The 18,867-nt window shown below is 63.6% G+C and carries 14 protein-coding genes; 9 read left to right on the top strand and 5 right to left on the bottom strand.

What is annotated here, in order from left to right:
* Window positions 1–124 precede the first annotated feature (124 nt).
* Complete coding sequence (locus tag E8F20_RS17185) at window positions 125–4,264, bottom strand: EAL domain-containing protein (protein WP_280284861.1); 4,140 nt, start codon at window positions 4,262–4,264, stop codon at window positions 125–127.
* A gap of 340 nt (window positions 4,265–4,604) precedes the next feature.
* Between E8F20_RS17185 and ettA the strand changes: the two genes are divergently transcribed.
* The 3 genes from ettA to gdhA all read left to right on the top strand — a co-directional run bounded on the left by ettA (window position 4,605) and on the right by gdhA (window position 8,444).
* Entirely contained in the window at window positions 4,605–6,272 is a 1,668-nt protein-coding gene (ettA, locus tag E8F20_RS17190) for an energy-dependent translational throttle protein EttA (RefSeq protein WP_280284801.1), read from the top strand.
* Window positions 6,273–6,325: 53 nt separating this feature from the next.
* The gene (locus E8F20_RS17195) at window positions 6,326–6,856 is read left to right on the top strand and encodes a hypothetical protein (protein ID WP_028629643.1); all 531 of its coding nucleotides are present in this window, start codon (window positions 6,326–6,328) and stop codon (window positions 6,854–6,856) included.
* 253 nt (window positions 6,857–7,109) lie between these two features.
* Window positions 7,110–8,444 (top strand): NADP-specific glutamate dehydrogenase, encoded by a 1,335-nt coding sequence (gene gdhA / locus E8F20_RS17200; RefSeq protein ID WP_028629642.1) that lies wholly within the window; start codon window positions 7,110–7,112, stop codon window positions 8,442–8,444.
* Between the two features lie 102 nt (window positions 8,445–8,546).
* On the opposite strand, the gene E8F20_RS17205 is transcribed toward gdhA, so the two are convergent.
* Window positions 8,547–9,767: an RtcB family protein gene (locus tag E8F20_RS17205; protein WP_280284802.1), complete on the bottom strand. Its 1,221-nt coding sequence runs from the start codon at window positions 9,765–9,767 to the stop codon at window positions 8,547–8,549.
* Window positions 9,768–9,938: 171 nt separating this feature from the next.
* A complete protein-coding gene (locus E8F20_RS17210) occupies window positions 9,939–11,792 on the bottom strand; it encodes a DUF4105 domain-containing protein (RefSeq protein ID WP_280284803.1) in 1,854 nt (617 codons plus the stop codon).
* Window positions 11,793–11,956: 164 nt separating this feature from the next.
* Between E8F20_RS17210 and E8F20_RS17215 the strand changes: the two genes are divergently transcribed.
* From E8F20_RS17215 to E8F20_RS17240, 6 genes are all read left to right on the top strand, one after another.
* Window positions 11,957–12,280, top strand: coding sequence for a TraR/DksA family transcriptional regulator (locus tag E8F20_RS17215; protein ID WP_028629639.1), 324 nt, complete (start codon window positions 11,957–11,959; stop codon window positions 12,278–12,280).
* Window positions 12,281–12,368: 88 nt separating this feature from the next.
* Entirely contained in the window at window positions 12,369–14,879 is a 2,511-nt protein-coding gene (locus tag E8F20_RS17220) for an ATP-binding protein (RefSeq protein WP_280284804.1), read from the top strand.
* 211 nt (window positions 14,880–15,090) lie between these two features.
* The gene (locus E8F20_RS17225; RefSeq protein WP_137821048.1) at window positions 15,091–15,432 is read left to right on the top strand and encodes a hypothetical protein; all 342 of its coding nucleotides are present in this window, start codon (window positions 15,091–15,093) and stop codon (window positions 15,430–15,432) included.
* Between the two features lie 194 nt (window positions 15,433–15,626).
* Window positions 15,627–16,121: a TIGR00645 family protein gene (locus E8F20_RS17230; RefSeq protein ID WP_137821049.1), complete on the top strand. Its 495-nt coding sequence runs from the start codon at window positions 15,627–15,629 to the stop codon at window positions 16,119–16,121.
* Between the two features lie 123 nt (window positions 16,122–16,244).
* Window positions 16,245–16,550: a DUF6482 family protein gene (locus tag E8F20_RS17235; protein WP_280284806.1), complete on the top strand. Its 306-nt coding sequence runs from the start codon at window positions 16,245–16,247 to the stop codon at window positions 16,548–16,550.
* Window positions 16,551–16,635: 85 nt separating this feature from the next.
* Complete coding sequence (locus tag E8F20_RS17240; RefSeq protein WP_280284807.1) at window positions 16,636–17,253, top strand: FKBP-type peptidyl-prolyl cis-trans isomerase; 618 nt, start codon at window positions 16,636–16,638, stop codon at window positions 17,251–17,253.
* A 141-nt stretch (window positions 17,254–17,394) separates the two neighbouring features.
* Here E8F20_RS17240 and E8F20_RS17245 read toward each other — a convergent pair whose 3' ends face one another.
* Together E8F20_RS17245 and E8F20_RS17250 are read right to left on the bottom strand one after the other, a co-directional pair.
* Window positions 17,395–17,637 (bottom strand): hypothetical protein, encoded by a 243-nt coding sequence (locus E8F20_RS17245; protein ID WP_280284808.1) that lies wholly within the window; start codon window positions 17,635–17,637, stop codon window positions 17,395–17,397.
* 128 nt (window positions 17,638–17,765) lie between these two features.
* The gene (locus E8F20_RS17250; protein ID WP_280284809.1) at window positions 17,766–18,734 is read right to left on the bottom strand and encodes a polyprenyl synthetase family protein; all 969 of its coding nucleotides are present in this window, start codon (window positions 18,732–18,734) and stop codon (window positions 17,766–17,768) included.
* Window positions 18,735–18,867 lie beyond the last annotated feature (133 nt).

An 18,867-nucleotide genomic window follows, 5' to 3' on the forward strand; every position in this document is an offset into this window, starting at 1 on the left:
GGCGGTCCTCTTAGGGATCGGTGCAGGGGAAAGGCGGGCATTCTAACCGATCGGTCGCTGGCTGGCATATGAAGGTCGGTCATGTGACAGACAAGTGGCCTTCATCTGGTCTGTGGCGCGCGATTCAGCTGAGGATGAAGTTGGCGCTGGTGCCGAACAGGCGCTCGAACTGAGCGGCCGGCACGGGGTGGCCGAACAGGTAGCCTTGAACTTCGTCGCAACCGTGTTCGCGGAGGAAGTTGAGCTGGGCATGGGTTTCCACACCTTCGGCGATGACCGCGAGGTTCAGGCTGTGGGCCATGGCGATGATTGCGCGGGCAATTTGCGCGTCGCGCTCGCCGTCGGGCAGGCCGTCAACGAAGCTACGGTCGATCTTCAATACGTCGATGGGGAACTGCTTGAGGTAGTTGAGCGAGGAGTAACCCGTTCCGAAGTCGTCTACCGCGATGCACAGGCCGAGGCGCTTGAGGTTTTCCAGGATGGCCATGGCCTGTCCCACGTCGCGCATCAGGATGCTCTCGGTCAGTTCAAGCTCCAGGCAGGCCGGCGGCAGGCCACTGTCTTCGATGATGTCGGCGATGCGTTCGGCCAGTTGGCCATCGGCGAACTGGCGGGCGGAGATGTTCACCGAGATCTTCGGCAGGCGCATCTTGGCCCGGTGCCAGGCCTTGAGCTGGCGGCAGGCCTCGTTCAGTACCCATTCGCCCACCTGCACCACCAGGCCGAGTTCTTCCAGTACCGGCACAAACTCCCCCGGCGGTACCAGGCCGCGCGTGGGATGGCGCCAGCGCAGCAGGGCCTCTACGCCGGTCAGGCGCTTGCCGTCGCCGGAGAACTGCGGTTGGTAGTACAGCAGGAACTCGCCCTGTTCCAGCGCGTGGCGCAGGTCGCTTTCCAGTTCCAGGCGCTCCAGGGCGCGGGCGTTCATGTCCGCCTGGTAGAACTGGAAGTTGTTCTTGCCGCGTTCCTTGGCGTGATACATGGCGGTGTCGGCGTTCTTCATCAGCTGGCTCAGCTCGCGGCCATCCTGGGGCGAGAGGGCAATGCCAATACTGGCGGTGACGAAGAACTCGCGACCTTCGAGGACGAAAGGACGGGCCAGACTGTCGAGGATCTGCTCGGCGACGTGGATAGCCCGGTTCAGTGCGCCTTCGCGGGTGGCGCGGGGTTGCAGCAGCAGGGTGAACTCGTCGCCACCCATGCGTGCCACGGTGTCGTCTTCGTGGACGCACGCCGCCAGGCGCACGGCCACGTCCTTGAGCATGCGGTCGCCTGCGGCATGGCCGAGGGAGTCGTTGATCGGCTTGAAACGGTCCAGGTCGAGGAACATCAGCACGACCCATTCCTGGTGCCGTTCGGCGTACTGCAGGGCGGTGTGGAGACGGTCCTGGAACAGGGTGCGGTTGGGCAGGTGGGTCAGACCGTCGTAGTAGGCGAGGCGATGGATGCGCTGTTCGCTGGCCTTGCGCTCGCTGATGTCGCTGAAGAAGCAGACGTAGCTGACCAGGTCGCCGTCTTCATCATGCACGGCGGTGATGCCGACCCAGGCTGGGTAGTTGTCGCCCGTGCGTCGCTTGAGCCAGATCTCGCCTTCCCAGCTCCCGCGCAGGTTGAGCTGGCCAATGATGTAGTTGAGCTGCTCGGCCTGCTGGCGGTCGGCGGTGAGCATCGCGGGCAACTGGTCCAGCACCTCGCGGGCGGAGTAGCCGGTGATTCGGCTGAAGGCTTCGTTGACCTGGACGATATAGCCGGCCGGATCGGTCACGAGGATCGCCGAGGTGGAATGCTCGAACACCGTGGCGGCCATGCGCATGTCTTTCTCGGCGCGGCGCTGCTGGCTGATGTCGCGGCCGACGCCGAGCATGCCCTCGAAGCGTCCGTACTCGTCCCACATCAGCATGGTGCGCAGTTCCACCGGGATCTTCTGCCCGTCGGCGCGCATGCAGTCGAAGAGGAACAGCCGTGCGGGCATCTGGCTGCGCAGCTCGGTCAGGCGCTGCGGATTACCCAGGGCGTTGCGGATCTGTTCCAGCTGATCGAACAGATTCATCATCTGTCGCGGGTCGGCGGCCAGGCTGTTGAAGCCGTTGGCCAGGGTCCAGTCAACGCTGTAGCCGAGTACCGGCATCACCGAAGGGCTGACGTAGTTGAGCCGCAATTCGCTATCGGTGGTGAAGATCACGTCGCTGATGCTTTCGGCCAGCATGCGGTAGCGGCGTCCACTCTCGCGCATGGATTCGGTGGCTTCGATCTGTTCGGTGATGTCCTTGGCCACGCCGATCAGGCGGCTGACCCGACCTTTTTCGTCGCGGGCCAGGGCCTGCTCACGCACGTCGAACCAGTGCCAGCTGCCATCCTTGTGGCGCCAGCGCAGCTGGCATTGCAGCAGCATGCCGTCGCCCACCACCTGTTGCAGGCTGCGCACACGCCAGTACTGCTCGGTATCGTCCGGATGCAGCAGCTCTTCCCAGAAGCGTTCGCCCATCAGGCGGACATCGTCACGGTCATAGCCCAGCTGCTGGGCGAGACGGTTGTTGGTGAGCATCACCCGCTTGCTGATGATGTCGTGGACGTAAAGGGTGTCGGGCACCGCCAGCACCACATCCGACCAGAAGCGCTCGCGCTCGATCAGCGAGAGCTCCACCTGCTTGCGGCTGGTGATGTCGTTGATGCTGAGGGTGACGGCTTCCAGGTCCTGGATCATGTTCGGCAGGTGCAGCACCAGCCAGATGTGCCGCATCTGGCCCTGGGCAGTGAAGATCTGGCTCTCCATCTCCAGGTGCTTGTTGCCGCCCAGCAGGGCCGCCATCAGTTGGAAGCGGATGCCACCTTCGTGCAGGGGATGGGCGCCGATCAATTGTCGCCAGGCCTGCTCGCTGCTGCTGACTTCCAGCAGGTGCATGGCGACCTGGTTGATTTCGGTGATGCGCAGCAGGCTCAGCAACTCTGCGTGGCGCTGTGGATTGTCCTTGACCCACGTGGCCAGACTGGTGCGGTCACGCATGCCATTCTGGATGAGGTACTTGCGCAGCTCGGCAAGGTCGAGCACGCAGAGCGCGATACCGCCACCCTCGAAGATGTCCTGGTAGCGTCGCCGGGTTTCCTGCAGAACACGCAGGGCGCGTTGCTCTTCGGTGACGTCGCGCAACACCCAGACATAGCCGAGCAGTTGGGCGCCGTCGTTGAGATCGCTGCGGGTGACGGCCAGCAGGCGCTGTTCGCCGCTTCGCTGGAACTGCACAAGGTCCGAGCCCAGGTCCTGGTCCAGGCCAGGGGCGTTGAGCAGAAGCGGGTCCAGGCCCGGCAGCAGCGCCAGCAGGTGATGCTCCTGGGCGGCGTCTGCACGGATGCCGAACAAGGCTTCGGCCTGCGGGTTGAGGTAGCTCAGGCGGCCATCCACCAGGGTCACCAGTACGCGCTCCTCGATCACGCCGAGGGCGCTCGCGGCCTGGCGAAGGGAGCGACGCGAGGCGTCGTTGAGTTCACGCAGACCACGTTGCTCGCGCTGCAGGTAGTAGAGGGCGATCAATGCCAGGCTGGCGCTGATGAGGAACAGCAGCAGCTTGCTGAGCAGTTCTGGCAGCAGGCTGGCGCGTACCTGGCGCTCGTCGTGCAAGGCGCGGAGTTGCCAGTCGCTGCGGCCGAGTGGCGAGACGAGAATCGTCTGTACTTCCTGCTCGGCGGTTACCGGCATCACGATAGAGGTGGCGCGTCGCGGTTTGCCGCTCTGCGCCAGAACCCGCTGGAGGACGCGATCCTCCAGCAGCCAGCGATAGTCGCGGTCCTCATGCTTGAGCAGCCAGGTACGGATGGCATCGGCGTCGAGACGCAGCGCCCAGTAGCCGCTGGGCTCGGGCAGGGGAGATTGGCGCAGGATCAGATAAACCTCGCCACGGCCCTGTGGGCTGAAGGCGTAGTGATAGATCTCGCCTTCGCCTCGCTGGACCAGGCTTGCCAGGAACAGGGCGTCGTCGTTGCCGGCCTGGGTATCAGCCAGCACGCCGCCGTTGGGGTTGAGCCACGCCAGGCTGTTGATCGACGGCAGGATGGGGCGCAGCAGGTCCAGTTCGACCCGTTCCTGGTCTTCGTTCCGGGGATTGGGCGGCTGCTGGCGAAGCAGGGCGAGAACGGCGTCCGCCTTCATCTGCATGACCAGTTCAAGGTGACTGGCGAGCTCGCGGGTCAGGGTGTAATTGCGGTCCCGCGCGCCGTCCTGCAACTGTCGGTATTCCTGGTGCAACTGCCAGAGCAGCAGGGCCAGCATCAGTAGCACCAACCCTGCCAGCAGGCCCTTGACCGAGCCGCGCGCGGGGACGCTGGCCAGGGGGAGTCCTGGCTCGTGCTGGGCTGGCGGGTGTGGGTTGGCTGGCACGGATGGCGTTCCTGCTACTGCTCGATTGGCAGGTGACGGGGTGTCCCGGACCCTGGGGCCCGCGGACCGGCTAGCATGCCTTGAAGGCCTGCAAAGTGCCAGTACGACCGACGAGCGTCGTTTGCCCTCCCCGGTGCATTCCGGTAGCTTTGCCGCACGCGCGCGGGAGCGCCTGTTCCCAAATTGTCGCTCCCCGCCTTATCCACTATTTGTCACAGCACCAAGGTCAGCCATGGCTCAATACGTCTACACCATGCACCGGGTCGGCAAGGTCGTGCCCCCGAAGCGTGAGATTCTCAAAGACATTTCCCTGTCCTTCTTCCCGGGCGCCAAGATCGGCGTGCTCGGCCTGAACGGCGCAGGTAAGTCGACCCTCCTGCGCATCATGGCCGGGGTGGATACCGAGATCGATGGTGAAGCCCGCCCGATGCCAGGCATCAAGGTCGGCTATCTGCCCCAGGAACCCAAGCTGGACCCGACCAAGAGCGTGCGTGACATCGTCGAAGAGGCGGTGGGCGAGATCAAGCAAGCCCAAGCCCGCCTGGACGAGGTCTACGCCGCCTACGCAGAGCCGGACGCCGACTTCGACGCCCTGGCCGCCGAACAGGCCAAGCTGGAAGCCATTCTCCAGGCTTCCGACGGCCACAACCTGGAGCGCCAGCTGGAAGTCGCCGCCGACGCCCTGCGCCTGCCCGCCTGGGACGCGAAGATCGAGCACCTCTCCGGCGGTGAGAAGCGCCGAGTGGCCCTGTGCCGCCTGCTGCTGTCGGCCCCCGACATGCTGCTGCTGGACGAACCGACCAACCACCTGGACGCCGACTCCGTGGCCTGGCTGGAGCACTTCCTCCACGACTTCCCCGGCACCGTGGTAGCCATTACTCACGACCGTTACTTCCTCGACAACGTCGCTGGCTGGATCCTCGAACTGGACCGTGGCCACGGCATTCCCTTCGAGGGCAACTACTCCGGCTGGCTGGAATCCAAGGCCAACCGCCTGGCCCAGGAAGCCAAGCAGGAAGCCTCCCACGCCAAGGCCATGAAGGCCGAACTGGAGTGGGTGCGCCAGGGCGCCAAGGCTCGCCAGTCCAAGTCCAAGGCCCGTCTGCAACGCTTCGAGGAAATGCAGTCCCAGGAATTCCAGAAGCGCAGCGAAACCAACGAGATCTACATCCCGGCTGGTCCGCGCTTGGGCGACAAGGTCATCGAACTGCACAACGTCTCCAAGGGCTATGGCGATCGCGTACTGATCGAAAACCTGTCCCTGAGCATTCCGAAAGGCGCCATCGTTGGCGTGATCGGCGGCAACGGAGCAGGCAAGTCCACCCTGTTCCGCATGCTGACCGGCAAGGAGCAGCCGGATTCCGGCACCATCGAGATCGGTGAAACCGTGCAGATCGCCAGCGTCGACCAGAGCCGCGACAGCCTGGAAGGCACCAAAACCGTGTGGGAGCAGGTTTCCGACGGTTTCGAGCAGATCAAGATCGGCAGCTACGAAGTCCCGTCGCGCAGCTACGTCGGCCGCTTCAACTTCAAGGGCGCCGACCAGCAGAAGTTCGTCAAGGACCTCTCCGGTGGTGAGCGTGGCCGCCTGCACCTGGCCCTGACCCTGAAGCAGGGCGGCAACGTGCTGCTGCTCGACGAACCGTCCAACGACCTTGACGTGGAAACCCTGCGCGCGCTGGAAGAAGCGCTGCTGGACTTCCCCGGTGCCGCCATCGTGATTTCCCACGATCGCTGGTTCCTGGACCGTATCGCCACCCACATCCTCTCCTACGAGGACGACGGCAAGGTGAGCTTCTTCGAGGGTAACTACACCGAGTTCGAAGCGGACCGCAAGAAGCGCCTGGGCGACGCGGCATCCCAGCCGCACCGGGTGCGCTACAAGAAGCTGGCGCAGTAAGCGCCAACGCGACAACGGAGCCGCAAGGCTCCGTTTTCGTTTCTGGAGGTTCGATGAAAGGATTCAACCACTATCTGTTCTGGCTCTCGACCCTGGCGCTGTTCGGCGTCTGCGGCCTCTACTTCTCCTTCTATCCCTCTCCGGCCTGGAAGCTGGGCGCTGTGCCTTGTTCCCTGGTGCTGGGGGGCGGGCTCTACGCCTGGCTCGCGCGGCGTGAACGCTTCAGCACCCTGTTCGGCCTGGAAACCGACGCCGCCCGCTGGTCATTGCATCTGATGCTGGGGTCGCTACTGGTGCTGGTGGTCTGGGGCGCCTTGCAGGTTCCGGCAGCCGCGCTCTACACCCAGTGGCTGGGGCAGGACGCCGAATTCGCCGCGCGGGTGCTGGACAAGGACGATGGCGGCCTGGGCTGCCAGTTCCGCGTTGAGCTGGTGCTGGACGATGCGGCCGTTGGCGTCGGCGTTTGCGTGCCGGAGGATACCTGGTACTCCCTGCCGGATCGCGGCGCGGTGGTGATGCGTGGCAAGCGCAGCGGGCTGGGTATCAATCCCCGTCAGGTGTTGCGACAGTCTGCGGGGCGCTGATTCTTCAGGTTGTCTTGTGGTCCGGCATGGTGCGCTGAGCGCACATCGCTGGTGCGAAATTTCGTTGGCGTAACCGGACGCGGGCACCCTTGAATTGTGGGATTTCTAGGGGTTTCCGCTTTCCAGGGTGCGGATTTATAGGTATTGCACCAAAAAGATTCAAATATGCGTCATTTTGCCCTATCGAGGGGCTGGCCAGATTGATAGAGTCTCGCGCCATAAATTGTTCACAGAAGAAAAATTGGTGAGAGTCATGACGCAATCTGTCGACGCCTTCCTGCTGCGCCTGAAGCAACGCGACCCCGACCAGCCTGAATTTCATCAGGCTGTGGAAGAGGTGCTGCGCAGCCTGTGGCCATTCCTTGAAGCCAACCCGCAGTACCTGGAGGCCGGCATCATCGAACGGATCGTCGAGCCGGAGCGTGCCGTGCTGTTCCGGGTGCCCTGGGTTGATGATCAGGGCCGGGTCCGGGTCAACCGCGGATTCCGTGTGCAGATGAGCAGTGCCATCGGCCCCTACAAGGGCGGTCTGCGCTTCCATCCGTCGGTGAACCTCGGTGTCCTGAAGTTTCTCGCCTTCGAGCAGGTGTTCAAGAATTCCCTGACTTCGCTGCCCATGGGCGGTGGCAAGGGCGGCTCCGACTTCGACCCCAAGGGCAAGAGCGACGCCGAAGTCATGCGCTTCTGCCAGTCCTTCATGAGCGAGCTGTACCGCCACATCGGTGCCGATCTCGACGTGCCGGCCGGCGATATTGGCGTTGGCGCCCGTGAGATCGGTTTCCTGTTCGGCCAGTACAAGCGTCTCTCCAACGAATTCACTTCGGTGTTCACCGGCAAGGGGTTGGCCTACGGCGGTAGCTTGATTCGCCCGGAGGCCACTGGTTACGGCTGTGTCTACTTCGCTCAGGAAATGCTCAAGGGCATCGGTCGCGACGTCGACGGCCAGCGGGTGGCCATTTCCGGCTCCGGCAATGTGGCCCAGTACGCAGCGCAGAAGGTGATGGAGCTGGGCGGCAAGGTGATTTCCCTGTCCGACTCGGAAGGCACCCTGTTTGCCGAGGCCGGCCTGACCCAGGAGCAGTGGTCGGCGCTGATGGAGCTGAAGAATGTTCGCCGTGGTCGACTGAGCGAGCTGAGCGGCACAGGCCTGCGCTTCCTGCCGGGCCAGCGTCCCTGGGCACTGCCCTGCGACATCGCGCTGCCCTGCGCGACCCAGAACGAGCTGGATGCCGAAGACGCCCGGGCGCTGTTGGCCAATGGCTGCGTCTGCGTTGCCGAGGGCGCCAACATGCCGTCCACCCTGCAGGCTGTGGATATCTTCACCGAGGCAGGGATCCTCTTCGCGCCTGGCAAGGCTTCCAACGCCGGCGGCGTGGCCACCAGCGGCCTGGAGATGAGCCAGAACGCCATGCGTCTGCACTGGACCGCCGGCGAAGTGGACCAGCGCCTGCACGGCATCATGCAGAACATCCACCACGCCTGCGTGAGCTACGGTGAGGAAAACGGGCGGGTGAACTACGTCAAGGGCGCCAACATTGCCGGCTTCGTGAAAGTGGCCGATGCAATGCTGGCGCAGGGCGTGGTGTAACTACCGCCCTTTGCCGGGTGCAGTGAAGTCCTTTGTTGGGCTTCGCTGCGCTCTGCCGTAACCTGCACGTGCAATCGCGAGAGGCCTTGCGCCCGCGCCGCGTCAGCCCTTGACGCAGACCACCTGGCGCAGGGTATGCACCACTTCCACCAGGTCGCGCTGAGCCGCCATCACGGCATCGATATCCTTGTAGGCCATAGGGATTTCGTCGATCACTTCCTTGTCCTTGCGGCACTCCACGTGGGCGGTGGCGCGGACCTGGTCTTCCACGGTGAACAGCTTCTTCGCTCGCCCTCGGCTCATCGTGCGACCGGCACCGTGGCTGCAGGAGCAGAAGGCGTCTTCGTTACCCAGTCCGCGGACGATGAAACTCTTGGCGCCCATGGAGCCGGGGATGATGCCCAGCTCGCCTTTCTGCGCCGACACCGCGCCCTTGCGCGTCACCAGCACTTCACGGCCGAAGTGCTGTTCCTTCTGCACGTAGTTGTGGTGGCAGTTCACCGCTTCCAGGCTGGCCTCGAAGGGTTTGCCGATGGCCTTGCGCGCGGCAGCAATCACCGCCTGCATCATCAAGGCACGGTTCTGCCGAGCGAAGTCCTGGGCCCAGCCCACCGCTTCCACGTAGTCGTCGAAGTGCTTGCTGCCTTCTTCGAAGTACGCGAGGTCGCGATCCGGCAGGTTGGCCAGGTGCTGGCGCATATCGGCCTGCGCCAGCTCGATGAACAGGGTGCCGATGGCATTGCCCACCCCGCGCGAGCCGCTGTGCAACATGAACCAGACCCGGTCGGCCTCGTCCAGGCAGACTTCGATGAAGTGGTTGCCGGTCCCCAGGGTGCCGAGGTGATGGCGGTTGTTGGTCTTTTCCAGTCGCGGGTATTTGGCGGTGATCGCCTTGAAACGCCTGGAGAGCGCGCGCCAGGCCTGGTCGGTGGCATCCGGTACGTCGTCCCAGGCGCCCTGGTCGCGTTTGCCGAACGTCTTGCCGTGGGGGACCGCACGCTCGATAGCGCTACGCAGGCCACGGAGGTTGTCCGGCAGGTCGGCGGCGCGCAGGGAGGTAAGGGCGGCAATCATCCCGCAGCCGATGTCCACGCCGACGGCGGCAGGAATGATGGCGCCTACGGTGGGGATCACGCTGCCGATGGTCGACCCCTTACCCAGGTGCACGTCAGGCATCACCGCCAGGTGCTTGAAGATGAAGGGCATCTTCGCGGTATTGATCAGTTGCTGGCGGGCTTCCTCTTCCACCGGAACGCCTTGGGTCCAGAGCTTGATCGGCTTGCCGTTGGATACTTCCAGCAATTGGGGGCCGTTGGTGTTCATCTGCGTCGCCTGGCGAGGGGGTGGATAACCATTCTGGGCCCGTTGTGATGGGGCGGGCGCGCATCTTACCGACGGAGCTCGGGGTTTGTACCTCAACCCATCCGGCAGATCAGGCCAGACCTGCCACGTAGGATGGCGTAGAGCGAAGCGAAACCCATCATCCAGCGCCAATCAGTAGTGGTACCACTTCAGCTCCAGCATCACCTCGTTGACCGGCGCGGCGAGCTGGCTGAACTCCCTTTGTGCAGACAGGCGCAGCCCGAGGTTGCGGGAAATGTCCCATTGCTGATTGAGGGACAGGCGGCGGCGGACTTCGCCATTGTGGAAGTAGTCGCCGGCGGCTTCCAGGCTGAGACTGCCCAGTGGGTTGTGCCAAAGCAGGCCGGTATTGAAACCTGCGGCGGTGGCGATGAAGGGCGCGAAGTCTTCGTTGTGCTCGATGCGTGCGGTGGCCAGGGCGAAACCCAATGTCTCCTCGGCAAGCTGCCAGGAGCCGCCGACGCCACCGTTGAGGTGGCTGACCAGGCGCTCGTCGCCATCTTCTCCGAGCACGCGTTCCAGCCCCCCGGCCACCTGCCAGGACCAGGGTTTGAGCAGCTCGCCGCGCGGCGTCAGGGAGCGGATGGTCGCCAGGTCCAGGCGTTGCAGCTGCCAGTGGTTGTCCTCGTACTGGCGCAGCTTGAGCTGGAGGATTTCGATCTGCGCACCCAGCGGGAAGCCGGAGAGGTTGTCGTTGAGGTCGTGGTAGGCCATGCGCAGGCCGTACTCGGCGAAGGCGCGGTCTTCACGTGTGCCGGCCCCTAGCTGCCAGGTTCGCGACTCGTGACCTTCCTCGGGCAGGCTGGGGCGCTCGATGTCCAGTTCCGGTGGTGGATTGCGGTTGATGCCTTGCAGCAGCTTGTAGCTGCGCGTGGCGTTCTCGCGGGTGCGCTCCTCACCCGTGGAGTGGTAGCGCACCAGGCGGAAAGCCGCGTCCTGGATCAGCGCGCGCCGCGGGGCGGGGAGGGCGAGGAAGGCCGGGTCGTCCAGCAGTTTCTCGTCGTCGGCCAGACGCAGTACCCACTGCTGTTCGGCGTCATCCAGGGGTGCGGCGCGGGCCAGCAGTTCCTTCTCCCGCGAGGGGCGGTAGTCGATGGACTCCACCAGGCCGGCCTGCTTCACCGCGCGTACGGTGTCGGTCGGGATGGCGGTGATCGGGAAATGGTCGGTGAGTTCGATGCCGGGCCGGGCGATTTCCAGCAGTTCCAGCAGACGATAGGAGCAGTTCTCATCGAAGAAGTAGTAATCGAAGCGGATCTGCTTCAACTCCCAGACATGCTCAACCATGCGCCCGGTTTCCTCGGCAGTGAGGTTCAGGCGGTACTCCCAGAGGTCACGGTTCTCCAGGCGGCTGTATTCCTTGAGCTTGTCCCGGTAGGGCACCAGGGCGAACAGTCCGGGGTAGCCACCCATCAGGCCTTTCCAGGCGTAGAGGATGCTGTTGTCGGCCCCCTCGATGAAAGCACCGAAGTTCAGCGCATAGCTGAGCATTACGGTGTTGTTTTCGTGGATGTCCGGCTGGTCGATGCGCAGCAGGGTGTGGCCGAACATGGACGAGGGGCTGTTCAGGTAGGCGGCGGGAAACACCAGGACCGTGCTGTGTGGATTGACGTCGGCGTACCAGGTCCTGAACTCGCTGCAGGCCGGCTGCGGCAGGTCGGTGAGCTGGAGTTGCTCGCGCAGCCAGCGGGTGCGCGCCGGGTAGGTGCATTGCGGGTGCTTGTCGCCAAGATCGGCCGCGGCATAGAGCGCGTCCAGGGTGGCGCGCAGTTCGTCGGCCGGATTGTTCGGCCCACTCTCGGCGAGGAAGAAATCAGCGTCATCCACATAGCTGCGCCAGCCGCCCAGTTTGCCGGTCTCGTAATGACCCAGGGCGATCCAGTAAGGATCGTCCGCCAATGCCTGGAGGCGTTCGGCGGGGACTTCAGGAGCAGCGTGGGCGGTGATCCAGGTGCACAAGGCGAGGTACGGGAAAATCCGTTTCAAGGGCGCAGCTCTTCTTGGTGAGAGGTTCTTCGGTCGGAGCTTTGGGTAAGGCCGGGGCGGGTGTCAAGCAAGGCGATGGCCGGCATTTGCGCAAGTTTGCCGGAGTGGGATGCAGGCTGCGTTACAGCGTCCACACTTAGGGGGTGAACTGGGGAGATTCCAACATGACCGCTACTGACCCTATGGCCACACTCGATGCTCTGATTGCGGAGTACACCGCTCGCGCCAACGCCATTCGCGAGGACCTGGCCCGCAGCCACTCGCCGGATTTCGCCGAGCAGGCGATCCAGCGGGAGAACGACGAAGTGCTCGAGGCGATCCTCGCCGAGACTCAGGCGGCCCTGCGCCGCGTGGGTATGGCCAAGCTGCGTCTGGCCGACGGCAGCTACGGTTATTGCCAGCGTTGCGGCGAGCTCATAGAGCCGGCGCGCCTGGCTGTGCTGCCGGCAGCCGAGTACTGTCTGGGCTGCGCTGACCTGGCCCATTGATCAGCTCTGGCGCAATGCCTTGCCAGTGATGTCAGGGCGGCGCCAGAATGCGGCCATTGCTTTCTTGCCGAGCCATTAAGGACACTCGATGCCTGACTCCTTCGCTGCCAGCCTGCGACTGACGCCCGATGCGCTGACCCGTCCCTTCGAGCCGGACCAGTTCAGCTTCAAGACCACTGACGACCTGGAGCCCTTCCGGGGCGTGCTCGGCCAGGAGCGTGCGGTAGAGGCCCTGCAGTTCGGTGTGGCCATGCCTCGCCCCGGGTACAACGTCTATGTGATGGGCGAGCCCGGCACCGGCCGCTTTTCCTTCGTCCAGCGTTATCTCAAGGCCGAGGGCAAACGCCTGGACACGCCGGCGGACTGGGTTTACGTCAACCACTTCGACGAGCCGCGCGAACCCCGTGCCTTGCAGTTGCCAGCAGGCGAGGCGCAGGGCTTCATCTGCGACATCGAACAGCTTGTGGATAACCTCCTGTCCACCTTCCCGGCGGTGTTCGAGACGCCCACCTTCCAGCAGAAGAAGAGCGCCATCGACCGCGCCTTCAACCAGCGCTATGACCGCGCCCTGGACGTGATCGAGCGCCTGGCCCTGGAAAAGGACGTCGCCCTCTATCGCGATAGCGCGAACATCGCCTTCACCCCGATGAAGGACGGCAAGGCCCTGGACGAGGCGGACTTTGCCCAGTTGGAAGAGGCCGAGCGCGAGCGTTTTCACGACGACATCGCATTTCTGGAAGAGCGCCTGAACGAGGAGCTGTCCAGCCTGCCGCAGTGGAAGCGCGAGTCCAGCAACCAGTTGCGCCAGCTGAACGAGGAAACCATTACCCAGGCCTTGCAGCCGCTGCTTTCGCCCCTGTCGGAAAAGTATGCGGAGAACGCCGGTGTGGTGGCTTACCTGCAGGCCATGCAGGTCAACCTGCTGAAGACGGTGGTGGACCAACTGCTGGACGAAAAGCCGGATGCCCAGCGCCGAGAACTGCTGGAAGAGCAGTACTGCCCCAGCCTGGTCGTGGGGCACCATGCCAACGGCGGTGCTCCCGTGGTGTTCGAGTCCCATCCTACTTACGACAACCTGTTCGGCCGTATCGAATACGGCACCGACCAGGGTGCCCTCTACACCAGCTACCGCCAACTGCGTCCCGGAGCAATACACCGCGCCAACGGCGGCTTCCTGGTGCTGGAGGCTGAGAAACTGCTGGGCGAACCCTTCGTCTGGGATGCGTTGAAGCGTGCGCTGCATTCGCGTCAGCTGAAGATGGAATCCCCTCTCGCGGAGCTGGGCCGTCTGGCCACCGTGACCCTCACGCCGCAGGTGATTCCGCTTCAGGTGAAGGTGGTTATCATCGGTTCGCGCCAGCTCTACTACACGCTGCAGGACCTGGACCCGGACTTCCAGGAGATGTTCCGTGTGCTGGTGGACTTCGATGAAGAGATCGCCCTGTCCGACGACAGCCTGGAACAGTTCGCCCAGTTGCTGAAAACTCGCACCTCGGAAGAGGGCATGGCGCCGCTCAGCGCGGCAGCCGTCGCCCGTCTGGCAACCTACAGCGCCCGTCTGGCCGAGCATCAGGGACGCTTGTCGGCGCGTATCGGCGACCTGTTCCAACTGGTCAGCGAAGCTGACTTCATCCGCCAACTGGCTGGCGCACCGGTGACCGGTGCCGACCATATCGATCGCGCGCTCAAGGCCAAGGCCACCCGCACCGGTCGGGTTTCCGCGCGCATCCTCGATGACATGCTGGCAGGCGTCATCCTGATCGATACTGCCGGTGCGGCCGTAGGCAAGTGCAATGGCCTGACGGTGCTGGAAGTGGGCGATTCGGCCTTCGGTGTACCGGCGCGGATTTCCGCCACCGTCTACCCGGGCAGTTCGGGAATCGTCGACATCGAGCGTGAGGTCAACCTCGGCCAGCCGATCCACTCCAAGGGCGTGATGATCCTCACCGGCTATCTCGGCAGTCGTTATGCCCAGGAATTTCCGCTGGAGATTTCCGCGAGCATCGCCCTGGAGCAGTCCTACGGCTACGTGGACGGCGACAGCGCTTCCCTGGGTGAAGCCTGCACGCTGATCTCCGCGTTGTCGCGCACGCCGCTCAAGCAGTGCTTCGCCATCACCGGCTCGATCAACCAGTTCGGTGAGGTGCAGGCGGTGGGGGGGGTCAACGAGAAGATCGAGGGTTTCTTCCGTCTCTGTGAGGCCCGTGGTTTGACGGGCGAGCAGGGAGTGATCATCCCCCACGCCAACGTCACGACCCTGATGCTCGACGAGCGCGTACTGGACGCGGTGCGCAAAGGCCGCTTCCACGTCTATGCGGTTCGCCAGGCCGACGAGGCCCTCAGCCTGCTGGTAGGCGAACCGGCCGGTGTGCCGGATGACAAGGGCCAGTTCCCGGAGGGCAGCGTCAACGCCCGCGTGGTGGCGCGCCTGCGGGAAATCGCCGAGATGGGCCTGGAAGAAGAAGAGAAGGCTGGGCCGGCCCAGGAAGTGGTGGAGGCCGTTGCCAAAGCTGCTTCGCCGCCCAAACCGGCGCGCAAGGTGCCGAAGCAGGGGCCCGGCAAGGCGCCGGGTGCGGACAAGACCCAGGGCCCGGCCTGACCCTGCGCCGACTGGCTGCACCGGATCGGGTTCCCGGTGTGGCTGGTCGGTCAATGAGCGATAGGGGCGAATGCTTGCGTAGCCTGCGTCCCGCCACTTTTCCCTCACGCTGTTCACAGGCTTATCCACAGCTCGCGTGGATAAGCATCTTGCTTTCGCAGGTTCCAACTCGGGTGTAGGCTGAAAACAGGCCTCTGCGAGGAAAGCCGCTATGACGCGCAACCTCTGCCTTACCCGCCAGTGCCTGGGACTGGTGACCCGGATCGAATGCGTGATCCGTCCGTTGGCGGGAGAGAATGGACTCTGGACGCTGCTCTGTGCGGCAGGAATGTCGGGGGAGCAGCCTTCGGCAATCAAAGCCCAGGGCCCATTCCACGGGCCTCTCGTGGCAGAGTCAGTACTGTCCGCGATAGCGGATTGCCTGGCTGAGCAGGGCTACACAGAAGCCCATGACCCGCCGATCTGGCGCCTGCACCTGCAAGGTGAACTTCGCCGAATCAACGGCACGGGTTGCCGTAACCTCGGTGACTATCAATTCCGCCCTGAAACCTGACGGCTTTCTGGTTGGACAGCTTTTGAGCAAACGCCGCAGGCCGGCGGGTGATGGGGCGTCTACTGGACACTCCAGTGCTCATGCACAGACTTATCCACAGTGTTTGGGGATATGCCTGTAGCGTTGCCATTATTTTTCTGTAGGAAGCACACCGTTATACTCGCGGCCGGTTTATTTGCTGACTACGAGAAACCATGGAACGCCTGCTAGAAAATTCGATGTACGCCGCACGCTGGCTGCTGGCCCCAATCTACTTCGGTCTGTCCCTGGCGTTGCTGGCGCTGACCCTGAAATTCTTCCAGGAGGTGTGGCATATCCTGCCCCATGTGTTCGAGAAGACCGAGGCTGACCTGATTCTGGTGCTGCTCTCGCTGATCGACATGTCCCTGGTGGGCGGTCTGCTGGTGATGGTGATGATCTCTGGCTACGAGAACTTCGTCTCGCAACTGGATATCGATGATGGCAAGGAGAAGCTGAGCTGGCTCGGCAAGATGGACTCCGGCTCGCTGAAGATGAAGGTGGCCGCATCCATCGTGGCGATTTCGTCCATCCACCTGCTGCGTATCTTCATGGACGCGCAGAACATCGATAACGACAAGATCATGTGGTACGTGGTCCTGCACATGACCTTCGTTATCTCTGCTTTCGCCATGGGCTACCTGGACAAGATGACCAAGCACGACCACTGAGTCGCACTTCATGGCCGTCCATGCCGCCCGGCCGCTGAAAAGCGGACGGGCGGTTGCGTTTCTGCCGCCGACATTTGGCCCTGTGCATTAGATTTGAGGTGTACAGCGCGCGAGGGCGAAGCCATGAAATTGCACGACCTCACCAGCCATGCCCGTGCCGGGCACGTCGAAGAAATCAACCTTATCTCCCTGGAAGGCGGCATCTATTTGCTTGAAGCCAGGATTGATGGTCGTTCCCATCACCTGGACGATGGTCGCGGCCATGCCACTCACCTGCGGTCGGTGGAGCATGCCCGAGAAGTGCTCCATGAGTTTCCGGATCTTCCTTTCCACCTGGTGCACAACGTAGTGCATGACGAGATGTGTGGTATGGCGGCGGACAGCCAGGACACCGTGCGCGTTCCCATTTCAACCCGCAGTTCCCACTGAGCGTGGAGTAGCGGACCGGACCCGCGCCGGGGAAAGGAAGCTGTGCTAGTCTGGCCGGCCTTTTTTCCCTGAGCGGAGTTCCGCCATGTCCCAACTTGATCTTTCCACCGACGAAACCCGCGTCAGCTACGGCATTGGCCGTCAGCTCGGCGATCAGATCCGTGACAATCCCCCGCCTGGCGTGAGCCTGGATGCAGTGCTCGCTGGTCTCAGCGACGCCTTCCAGGGCCTGGAAAGCCGTGTTGATGGCGCTGCCCTGTCGGCCAGCTTTCGTGTGATCCGCGAGCGCATGCAGGCCGACGCCGAGGCAAAGGCCGAAGCTGCTGCCGGTGCCGGTCGCGAATACCTGGTTGAAAACGCCAAGCGTGACGGCGTGACCGTCCTGCCGTCCGGCCTGCAGTTCGAAGTGCTGGTGGCGGGCGAGGGCGCCAAGCCGTCGGCAGAAGACACCGTGCGCACCCACTACCACGGCACCCTGATCGATGGCACCGTGTTCGACAGCTCCTACGATCGCGGCCAGCCGGCCGAATTCCCGGTGGGCGGCGTGATCGCTGGCTGGGTCGAGGCTCTGCAACTGATGAACGCCGGCAGCAAATGGCGCCTGCACGTTCCGAGCGAACTGGCCTACGGCGGCCAGGCTGTCGGCAGCATTCCGCCCCACAGCGTGCTGGTGTTCGACGTGGAACTCCTGGAAATCCTCTGATCCAGGCTGACCCCTGGTCAAGCCTTCCCTGGTCCGACCAGGAACCGGCGAGGGCGCCTTTGCCCTCGCTGCAGGAAAGGCGCCTGGGCGCTTGTCCTGCGGATGACGCATCCTGGCGTCATCCAGATTGCCGTTCTCTGCTCAGTGCATCTCGCCGTGGGGGCGCAATGCCCTGGCGTAGCAGAACAGGAAAAGGTTGCGCACCAGTTCCTTGAGCACCAAGGGCTCGCTGGAGTTCAGACCGGCGAGGTCGAGGTCCCCCTGGTCGCGCAGCTCGTCGAGGGCCTCCTCTTCCAAGACGGCGCAGACCTCACCGGTTTCCCGATGCAGTATCCGCAGGTAGGGGTGGGGGCGATCCAGCCAGGCATCGATCAAGTAGGTCATGGCTCATCTCCTTGAAAAGCGTTGAGATGAGAATAATTCCTATTAGTAAAATAGCAAGCTCTAATCGATGCCTTTCGTCGAGGCAGTAAAAAGCCCGTCGCTGGGACGGGCTTTCGGCTGTTCGGTACTCAGTGAGTTCGTGCGACGGCGAACTCGGTGAGCTCGACCAGAGCATCGCGGTAAGCATTGGACGGCAGCGTATCCAGGCAGGCGATGGCGCGGGCGGCGTAGTCGCGCGCCAGGCGTGCGGTGTAGTCCAGGGCGCCAGCAGCTTCTACGGCGGCACGGATGCCTTCCAGGTCTTGGCTGCCGCCTTGCTGAATGGCCTTGCGCACCAGGCTGGCCTGTTCCGGGGTACCGTCGCGCATGGTGGCGATCAGCGGCAGGGTGGGCTTGCCTTCGGCCAGATCGTCGCCGACGTTCTTGCCGAGGGTAGCGGCATCGCCACGGTAATCGAGCAGATCGTCCACCAGTTGGAAAGCGATACCCAGCGCGTCACCGAACTGGCGCAGGGCTTCTGCCTGCTCGGTGCTGGCGCCGGCCAGCACGGCAGCGCTGTGGGTGGAGGCTTCGAAGAGCATCGCGGTCTTGCCGCGGATGACTTCCATATAGGTTTCTTCGGTGGTGCTGGCGTCGCGGATCTTGGACAGCTGCAGCACCTCGCCTTCGGCGATGACCCGGGTGGCCTGGGAGATGATGCGCATCACCGGCATGGAGCCGAGCTCCACCATCATTTCGAATGAGCGGGCATAGAGGAAGTCACCTACCAGTACGCTGGGTGCGTTGCCCCACAAAGCGTTGGCGGTGGAGCGGCCGCGACGCAGGCCGGAGGCATCCACCACGTCATCGTGGAGCAGGGTAGAGGTGTGCAGGAATTCGATGGTCGCCGCCAGCAGGCGCAGTTGATCGCCGCCGAACCCAAGGGCGTTGCCGCCCAGCAGCACCAGGAGCGGACGCAGGCGCTTGCCGCCGGCAGAGACGATGTAGTCACCGATCTTTTCCACCAGAGGAACGCGGGAGGTCAGCTGCCGACGGATGATATCGTCGACTGCGGTGAAATCGTCCGCCACCACGCGGTAGAAAGCCTGGGGTTGCATCGGCCAGAAGTGCTCCAATTGGGTTGCGCGGCATGCTAGGGACCGAGCCGGGGCCTGTCAAGGCGAGTGCTGGCGGTACTTGCGCGGCAATCGCGGCTTGCGTACAATCGCGGCCCCTGAACTTCCTTGGGCA

It is taken from the genome of Pseudomonas sp. BN415 (genome assembly GCF_029871195.1).
GTDB classification, from domain to species: domain Bacteria; phylum Pseudomonadota; class Gammaproteobacteria; order Pseudomonadales; family Pseudomonadaceae; genus Metapseudomonas; species Metapseudomonas resinovorans.